4 protein-coding genes are annotated in these 6235 nt (G+C 71.9%); 2 read left to right on the forward strand and 2 right to left on the reverse strand.

Annotated elements, in window-relative coordinates; genetic code table 11:
• Positions 1-165 precede the first annotated feature (165 nt).
• Positions 166-1134: a formylglycine-generating enzyme family protein gene (locus tag G3I19_RS33560; RefSeq protein WP_164267487.1), complete on the forward strand. Its 969-nt coding sequence runs from the start codon at positions 166-168 to the stop codon at positions 1132-1134.
• A 139-nt stretch (positions 1135-1273) separates the two neighbouring features.
• Complete coding sequence (locus G3I19_RS33565; RefSeq protein ID WP_164267488.1) at positions 1274-2032, forward strand: PIG-L family deacetylase; 759 nt, start codon at positions 1274-1276, stop codon at positions 2030-2032.
• 57 nt (positions 2033-2089) lie between these two features.
• Here G3I19_RS33565 and G3I19_RS33570 read toward each other — a convergent pair whose 3' ends face one another.
• Both G3I19_RS33570 and G3I19_RS33575 read right to left on the reverse strand, forming a co-directional pair.
• Positions 2090-4378 (reverse strand): FUSC family protein, encoded by a 2289-nt coding sequence (locus tag G3I19_RS33570; RefSeq protein ID WP_164267489.1) that lies wholly within the window; start codon positions 4376-4378, stop codon positions 2090-2092.
• An 87-nt stretch (positions 4379-4465) separates the two neighbouring features.
• Positions 4466-6100, reverse strand: coding sequence for an APC family permease (locus tag G3I19_RS33575; protein WP_164267490.1), 1635 nt, complete (start codon positions 6098-6100; stop codon positions 4466-4468).
• Between the last annotated feature and the right edge of the window lie 135 nt (positions 6101-6235).

Raw genomic sequence — 6235 nt, forward strand, 5'->3', positions numbered from 1 at the left:
TGTGGCGCTGCTGCTGCACACCACGGGCCAGGACCTGGACGAACTGCTGGACCGGCCGGTCCCCGGCGCGGCCAGGCGGGAGGCGACCGGGCAGAATGGGCCGGGGCCCGGCCGGTCCCGGGCGGAGGCCGCCGCAACCGGCGCCGACGACAGGGAGAGCGTCCGATGAGTGCGTGCTGCGGACCCGCGCGGGAAACGGCCCCGGTCGGGGCGGCTTCCGTGTCCGCTCCCCCGGCGGACTTCGCCGTCCCCGAGCGCCGTCCCGCCGATGTCCTGCGCGGCATGGTGTCCGTCCCGGCCGGGCCGTTCCTGATGGGCGGCGACGAATCCGACGCGTTCCCCGACGACGGCGAGGGGCCCGTCAGGGAGGTGACCGTCGGCGCTTTCCATATCGACGCGGCATGCGTCACCAACGGCAGCTTCGCCGCCTTCGTGAAGGCCACCGGATACCGCACCGAGGCCGAACTCATCGGCTGGTCCTATGTGTTCGCCTCCTTCATACCCCCGCAGGCACGCCACGCGGTCCTGCCGGGCACTGTCCCGGGGGCACCCTGGTGGCGGGGGGTGACCGGCGCGTACTGGCGTGCCCCCGAGGGCCCCGGCTCATCGGTCGGGGACCGCCGGGGCCACCCGGTGGTCCATATGTCCTGGAACGACGCGAACGCCTACGCCCGCTGGGCGGGCAAACGGCTGCCCACCGAGGCCGAGTGGGAGAAGGCCGCCCGTGGCGGCCTGGCCGGAGCCCGCTATCCGTGGGGCGACGAACTGACACCCCGGGGCAGGCACCGCTGCAACATCTGGCAGGGCGACTTCCCCGTACGCGACCCCCGCGCGAGCGGCCCGGGCGGCACCGCCCCGGCCACCGCGTACGCGCCCAACGGCTATGGGCTGTACAACACTTCGGGCAATGTCTGGGAGTGGTGCGCCGACCGTTACAGCGCCGACTGGCACAGCCCCGACCGCCCGGAGACCCGTACCGACCCGACGGGGCCGCCCACCGGGGAGAACCGGGTGCTGCGCGGTGGTTCGTACCTCTGCCACCGTTCGTACTGCAACCGCTACCGGGTGGCGGCCCGCACCTCGAACACACCCGACAGCACGACGGGGCACGGCGGCTTCCGCTGCGCGCTCTGAGCTTGGTGCTGGTCCAGGCGTGCGGTCAGGACAGTGGGCAGGAGGCCGAGGCACCTGTCACCTCGCCAGGCCGGGGGGCGCAGCACCCGCCGCGGACGACGTACGATCAGGCTCCTCCGTGCCGGAAGGCGGTCCATTCATGCGCGTGCCGAGCCTGCTCGCGGTTTTCGCCCACCCGGACGACGAGTCGTTGTCGGCGGGCGGAGTACTCGCCCGCCACGCGGCAGCGGGTGCGCGTACCGCAGTCGTCACGGCGACCTGGGCCGCGGACACACCGCGGGCTGCGGAGTTGGCGGAGGCACTGCGGATCCTCGGAGCCGGGGGGCCGCGGATGCTCGGCTATGCCGATGCGCGAGTGCCTCAGTCCGCCCCTGGGCGCATGCGTTTCTGCGATGTGCCGCTCGATGAAGCGGTGCGGCGGCTCGTGGCGCATATCCGTGAATTCCGCCCGGACATCATGGTCACCCATGACGCCTACGGAGGGCTGCCCGGTCACCCGGACCACGTGCACACCCACCGGGTGACCGTGATCGCTGCCCAAGCGTCCGGCCTTGGGCAGCTCTATCCGGATGCCGGTGCCCCATGGCAGCCGCGTGCCCTTTATCTGGCCACGCACCCACGATCGGCCGTGCCGGCGCTGCGAGAGGTGATCGGTACGCGCAAGACGGCGTACAGCGTTCCGGACGAACAGGTCACCGCGGCTGTCGATGTGGGCCCGTGGCTGGAGCAGAAGATCGCCGCCGTACTGGCACATCGCTCCGAGGTCGAGCGAGGTGCCCTGCCGGGGGTGATCGCCGGCCTTCAACCGGACGCACGGGAGCGACTGTTCGCTACCGAGTGGTACATCCGGCACACGCCCACCGCTGCGGCATCCGCTCAGACGGAACTGACCATCTGACCGGCAGCCCGGGCCACCCTGCCGCGGCCCGCCCGGTCCGGGTACGCCCCCGGTGTGTCAGGCCGCCCTGCGCTCCTCGCGGGCCGCGATGGGGACGTCGAGGGTGCGGGCGAGGCCGACGACCCCTTCGTCGAGGCGCTGCAGATGGCGCAGCACACGGAAGGTGACCGTGCCCGAGCGCAGGACCTCCGATGAACTGCTCTCCAGCATGGCGGCGATGCTGGCGCCCGATTCGACCTCCCCGTCGGCGTTCTCGTCGGCCAGCCGTGCGGCGATCACGTCGATGTTGTGCGCGATCCGCACCCCGGACCGCTCGAGCCGGGGGTCGGCCGCGATGGTCTTGCTGTACGGCACCAGTTCGGCCGTCGCGGCGAGCGAACGCGCGTGGTACGCGCAGGTCTCCAGCACCGCCACCAGATAGCGGGCGGTCTGCCGCCGTACCCGCAGCGGGGTGATCGGGTGCGTCAGCGGCTGAGTGGAGCGGCGCAGGTCGTCCAGGGCGGTGTCCAGATCCCGGGCCAGGTCCAGGAGGTCGGCCGGCGGGCCGCCACTGAGCTGGGACACCGCCGCCGACGCGACGTCGCGCAGCCGGGCCAGCACCGTGCCGAGCTCCTCGTCGGTACGGCGGTCGGTGTGCACGGGAAGCACCAGCACGGCCGCGATGACACCGCAGGCGGCGCCCAGTGCCGTCTCCTCGATCCGCAGCACCAGCACGGAGAGGCTGTAGGTGTTGAGGAGGGTGTAGAGCAGGCCCAGCATCGCGGTGACGAAGAAGGACATCAGCGCGTACGACAGGGGCGCGGTGAAGAACATCCCGAAGATGAAGAGCAGGACCAGGGCGAACGCGGTCCAGGTGTGGTTGCCGACCAGCCCGGCGAGACCCACACCGGCGACGACGCCGAAGACCGTACCGAGCAGCCTCCGGTAGCCCTTGACGAGGATCTCGCCGGTGGACGCGGTGTTGAGGAAGACCACCCAGCAGGTGAGTACCGCCCAGTACCAGCGCTGGCTGGACAGGAACTCGCCGCCGACGATGGCCAGCGTCGAGCCGACCGACACCTGGAACGCCGTCCGTGTGGTACGCCGCTGGAGCCCGGTGCGGTCCTCCTCGGTCTCCTCGGCGCGGGCGATGGCCACGTCCTCGGCCTCGAACTCCTCGCGGGAGCGGGTCGTCTCCGGGGTGTCGTCCGACTCGTCCTGCGGTCCGTCCAGCGCCAGGCGCAGCCCGAGCACGGAGCGCGCGGCCTCACCGAGTCCGCGGAACACGTCCTGTACGGCGAGCGAGGCCCGCGGCAGGTTCTCCTCGTCCCGGTAGCCGAGCAGCCTGTTGCGCAGATGGGCCAGGGCCGTGCCGCGCTCGTCGGGCGCCAGCCGGGTCACCACCAGATGCAGCGCGTTCAGGTCCCGGCGCAGCAGGGCGGTGATCTCTTCCGTCCCGCCGATGCCCGGGGCTTCGTCGCCGGGCTGCGCGGCGCCCGCGGCGGCCGGGAACGGTGCGTTCGGCAGATGCAGGGTGAGGGTGTCCGCGCGTTCCGCGCTGCGGGCGTTGAGCAGCAGCATCCCCAGGCGCTCGGCGGCGATCTCCGCGTCCGCGATCCTGCGCTGGACCAGCGCAGCCGACGCGGTGTCCCGGGTGCCCGACTCCAGCTGCCCCTGGATCATCAGCGCGGTCTGGTGCAGCCGTGCGGTGCGCGTGCGCAGATCGTCGAGGATCTTGTCGAGCTGTGCCGGGGTGGCGTCCAGCAGCTCTGTCTGGGTGGCCACCAGCTGGGCGAGCCGCGCCCTGAACGCTTCACGCAGCCGGCCGAGGGTCCGCTCGGGAGTCTCAGGTACGACGGCGAACCGTACGACGGCGCTGCTCGCGAAGGCGACGGTCAGGGTCAGATACAGCTGGGGCAGGGCCGCGACCGTGGCGTGCACGAACAGCGAGACGAAGTAGACCTGGAAGCCGATCAGGCCGAGCGCGGTGCCCCGGTCGCCGAAGCGCCGTGAGTAGACGGCGGCGAAGATCAGCAGGACGAAGAAGGCGTCACCGGCGATGATGCGGCTGTTGAGCAGCGCCCCCAGGGACATCGAGGTGAGCGCGACGGGCAGGCCGAGGCCGAGCGTGATGGCCTGACCGCGTACGTCCTTCTCCCTGATCGCGAAGGTGGAGACCATGGCCGCCATCGCCCCGGCGACCAGGAGCGGGACGGGTGTGTGGATCAGCGAGAGCACGATGAGCGCGAGCCCGATCGACGCGACGGTCCGCAGCCCCGCCATCAGTCGCAGGAATCCCGGGTCGGATGCCGCGTAGCGGTCCCATGTTCCGGTTGTTCCGGTCCGTGTCCGCCGTGTTGCTGCCATCTCGCTGCCGTACTCCCCTGTTCTCCGGCCCTGGCCCGGTTACGCCCCCCAGCATCGCACGGCCTGGTTCTCCGGGATCCGGCCAGGTCAGGGGCTGCTGGGATCGGGCAGCCCGGATCCGCCCCCGGTGCCCGGGCGTTCCCTGAGATGGCCGGCGCCGGAGCGGACCGCCCACCCGAAGACCGCCAGCGAGACGGCGGCCACCGCCACCGAGTCGTACGGGGCCGGCAGCCGCCCCGATCCGCCGAAGGTGCCCAGCCAGGACAGCAGGGTCAGCGCGGCCAGGTAACAGACCAGCCAGGCTCCGTACCGCAGCTCGTCGCGCGGTGAGGGCCCGTCGGCGCCGCGCCGCAGCACCAGGAACAGCGGAACGCCGGCGAGGACCAGCGGCAGCGCGAGCCGCAGGTCGTGCCAGCCCGACCAGAAGACGAACTCACCGGCCACCATGAAACTGACCGGCGCGATCCAGCGCACCCCTGGCACCTGGCCGTCCGCCCGTGGCACTCCCCGCTCGCGGTCGTGCGCCCGGAACACCGCGACGGCGACCGCCGATGCCGCGTAGATGAGCAGATACATGTCGCCCATGACGCTGACGATGTCCTGCCAGCCGCCGAACGGCAGCATGAAGACGATGATGACGGCGAGATTGAGCAGCAGCGCCCGGTGCGCCATGCCGGAGCGTGGGTCGATCCGCATGAAGAAGCGGGGCAGCAGGCCGTTCTTGGCCAGCGCGTAGGTGTGGCGGGCGTCGATGGCCACTCCGACGTACGCCGAGCCGCCCGGTGAGAGCACCGCGTCCGCGTAGAGCAGGGTCGCGAGCCAGTGCAGATTGAGTACGAGGGCGAGCTGGCCGAACGGCGACTCGAAGTTGACGCCGTGCCAGCCGTGGCCGAGCAGGGAGTCCGGGACGGTGAAGAGGAACGCCAGCTGGAGTGCGAGGTAGACCAGGACGGCGAGTCCGATCCCGGTGAGCACGGCGGCGGGTACGGTCCTGCGCGGGTTGCGGGCCTCACCGGAGAAGTCGAGGGGCGCCTGGAAACCGTTGACGGAGTAGACGATGCCGCCGCCCGCGAGCGCGGTGAGGCAGGCCGCGTAGCCGTACGGTGCGAAGCCTCCGTGGTCGGTGAGGCGGCCGGAGTGGGTGCCCGAGAGGAAGAGGGCGATCACGGTGACGACGGGGATGACGACCTTGAGCAGGGACACCAGGTTGTTCAGCCGTGCGAACACACGCACCGCGAACCAGTTGAGCGCGGTCAGCAGCACGCTCAGCGCGGCGGCCACGCCGAGGCCGGTCGCGGTGAGTCTGCCTCCGGAGTAGAGACCGGGCAGATAGTGCGCGGCGTACTGCATGATGGCGCTGATCTCCGCCGCCGTGCCGCCGACCGACAGCAGGACGGACCAGCCGATCACGGTCCCGACCAGCCGCCCGCTGGCGTACAGCGGCCAGCGTACGGTTCCGCCGCCCTCCGGGCGCGTCGCCCCGAGTTCCACCATCACCAGCGCGACCAGGGCGCACAGCACACCTGCGGCGATCCAGGACAGCAGGGCGGCCGGGCCCGCCGTCTGGGCGGCGTAGAGGGCGGCGAACAGCCAGCCGGAACCGAGGATGTTGGAGAACCCGATGGCCGTCAGGCCCCAGAACCCGAGGTCCTTGCGGAGGCGGTGTTCCTGGGCGAGTGCGGCGGGGAGGGGATGTGTCTCCGGTGGCTGGTTCTGCGGCACGTGACACGTCTCCTCGCCTGCTGCGTGACCTACGGGTGCCCAGCGTGCCACGCGGGGGCGCGGCCACGGCCGCAGTCGGGCCCTGCCGCACGGTGCGGCAGGCGCGGCCGGGCAGTCAGCGGGCCGGGGCGGTCG

Source organism: Streptomyces sp. SID10853, from assembly GCF_010548145.1.
GTDB lineage: Bacteria > Actinomycetota > Actinomycetes > Streptomycetales > Streptomycetaceae > Streptomyces.